The 2,565-nt window shown below is 38.1% G+C and carries 5 protein-coding genes; 3 read left to right on the top strand and 2 right to left on the bottom strand.

Going from position 1 to position 2,565, the window contains the following annotated elements:
* The coding region (locus tag ACFIKG_RS08915) for a major capsid protein (protein WP_375652160.1) at positions 1-390 on the top strand (390 nt) is incomplete at its 5' end.
* A 1-nt stretch (position 391) separates the two neighbouring features.
* Entirely contained in the window at positions 392-763 is a 372-nt protein-coding gene (locus ACFIKG_RS08910; protein WP_375652159.1) for a hypothetical protein, read from the top strand.
* Between the two features lie 336 nt (positions 764-1,099).
* Here the strand turns inward: ACFIKG_RS08910 and ACFIKG_RS08905 are convergent, their stop codons facing one another.
* A complete protein-coding gene (locus ACFIKG_RS08905) occupies positions 1,100-1,645 on the bottom strand; it encodes an ImmA/IrrE family metallo-endopeptidase (protein WP_375627494.1) in 546 nt (181 codons plus the stop codon).
* Positions 1,646-1,648: 3 nt separating this feature from the next.
* The gene (locus ACFIKG_RS08900; protein ID WP_375652158.1) at positions 1,649-2,014 is read right to left on the bottom strand and encodes a helix-turn-helix domain-containing protein; all 366 of its coding nucleotides are present in this window, start codon (positions 2,012-2,014) and stop codon (positions 1,649-1,651) included.
* A 408-nt stretch (positions 2,015-2,422) separates the two neighbouring features.
* Between ACFIKG_RS08900 and ACFIKG_RS08895 the strand changes: the two genes are divergently transcribed.
* On the top strand, positions 2,423-2,565 hold a 143-nt coding region (locus ACFIKG_RS08895; protein ID WP_375652161.1), incomplete at its 3' end, for an antA/AntB antirepressor family protein.

The raw sequence follows: 2,565 nt of genomic DNA, 5'->3' as shown, positions 1-2,565 counted from the left end.
CAGACACTCAATAGCGCCGGAGGTATTGCAACACCAAGCGCTCTTGGCTCGGGCAGCTTTGGCAGTTTTGACTTTGCAGGTGTCACTTTCATTAATTACCGGAGTATTCACAACTATAATATAAGTGCGAAGGCTGGAACAAAGCGCGCCATAGGCATTAAGCCTGATGAATGTCAATTCTTTCCTGTTGATGCGCCTGGTGTCTTCCAAAAAACCTTTGCACCAGGTGAAAGCTTGGATTTTGCCAACACCGTTGGAAAGCCTCTCTACACCATGTTGATCATTGATCACGACCGTAATGCATGGGTAAAACCGGAGGTCTACAGCTATCCGCTTTACATTTGCACACGCCCTGAAATGCTGTTTAAAGCCGTGATTGGAGCGAAATAACATGCGATGGCACGGGCTGCTAAACCAAATGGTTAAAGATGTGCGCAACACTTTTGGGCAGCCCATCATCTACACGCGAAAGGACAATCAGCAATCTTTTCGGATTACAGCGATTTACGGCATTAAGCATTCAGAATCGGACGCCGGTGGCAGAATCCCCACCACAATTCCAAGAAAGGAACTTGATCTTTGTATCAATGACATCGGGGGTTTACCACCAAAACCTCAAGATAGTATTGTGGTCCTCTCTCCTGAAAACAGCAAAGCGCCCTCTTCTCAAGAGCACTTCACTGTCACAGATGTCCAAGCCTCAGAATCTAGTATGTATAAGCTTATTCTGCGTAATGAATCTTCATCTAAAAAGCAATTTTGATTATATTTCTGAGATGCAGAAGGGGAATAAATTATCCCCCTTCTGTGTTTCACCTACTTATTGGAATACGCCAAGCCTTTCGCCCATAGTGTTTTGCGTAAAGTTTTTGACCTGTATAAGGACATCTACGCCATGTACGAAAAACGTACGTTTTTTTGTCTTTATTTCTCATAAAGACTCCTTTTTCGGTGGATGAACCTAGACAGGAAACATTTACAATGATACAATTCCGCATGTCGTTGCAGGTTGCATTTTTCTGTTTCCTGTCTGGTTTTACGTCAGCTAACCGAAACCTGACGTAAACTCTTTATGGGTTTGAGCTGCAACTCAAACCCATTATTGTTGTGATTTAAAATAATTTGTCATGTAATTTATCCTAATCTCTGCTGCTTGTAATGAAACTCCATAGAAATTAGCTACCTCTCTTGGAGTCTTAAATCTTGACATTCCTGAACGTGGCATTAAAAGCTCAGCAGCAAATTGGTTAGCTTGTTTTTCTGCACTGCGATAGACAGGTATTTCATGAGAATTGACTACGCGTTGAAAAGGTAAATTTGTATGTAAAAAAAGATGACCAAGTTCATGAGCAACTGTAAATCTTGCGCGACCATTATCATCGTACGCATCTTTATAAATATCCTCTCTTAAAACAATGAATTTGCCTTGCGGGTCTGTTAAACCACCCACATTTCCAAGTTCTTCCTCATCTGCGATATGTAAACAATATCCTGGTCTCATAGTAGGCAAAATGTATTCAGCAAAATCCATAACTGGGAAAGCTTGGTAATCTAACAATTTCAGTTCTTTTCGAAGTAAATCAGTAAAAAAACCAATTTTCTCCCAACTATAAGGAGGAACTTCGTAATCAATACTTTTCTTCACCTTCTACTTACCTTTTTTTTCTTTTATCTGTTTCATTAATTTTTTCATTTTTTCTACATCTTCTGGAGAAATGTTATCTATAACTCTAGCAAACATACCAACAAGTTCACCTGTGGATGAATTAGAAGACTTTATTGTAAAACTTTTGCGGCAAGCATCAGCCTCTTTTCTTAAGAGAGAAGCCATATCTTGATCTAAATCGTATAATTCTATGATCTTTTCTTCCATACCAACAGGTACAGATTTTTTGCCAATCTCAACAGAAGATAAAAATGCTACAGATATATCTAATTTTTTAGCCATATCTAAAAGGCGTTCTGCATGATCAATACGGAGTTTCCGTAAGGTTTTACCAAAGGATGTAAGCATCAAATAGAACTCCAAAGGACGGATAATTAATCTTAATAAGTTGAATATATTTTATCTTAAGGTATAAATCAACTCTTTTTTTACAATAATTACAAATTGCCAATAGCAAAAATTTAAAAATTATCGAACGTGGCTTGACATTATAGTAGGAGTATGAATAATCGAATCAGGTGCCTCAAAAACACCTTAAACCATAAGCGGATTGGTTACCGAAATAATCAGTCTTCTATACATTAAAGACTTTGACTCATTATATGCTACATGCGTATAATAATATTGTCGGGTGTGGTTACGCTATACAATACCCTTGCGGGGAAAGTGTAACGACGGACTTATGGCCGTGTTTTTGAGCACCCGGCACTCTTCTTGGAGTGTCAATCAAAAACATCTAACCATAAGGAATTCATTATGAATACTCTTATAGAAATTAGAGAACAGGTTATCGATCAGGAAACTGTTCAAACTGTTAACGCTCGTGATTTGCATGCGTTTTTAGAAGTAGGTAAAGATTTCTCTACTTGGATTAAATATCGCATCAACAAATATAATTT

Source organism: Bartonella sp. LB28NMGDW (assembly GCF_042194435.1).
Lineage (GTDB): Bacteria > Pseudomonadota > Alphaproteobacteria > Rhizobiales > Rhizobiaceae > Bartonella > Bartonella grahamii.
This window is presented reverse-complemented; position numbering and strand designations above follow the sequence as displayed.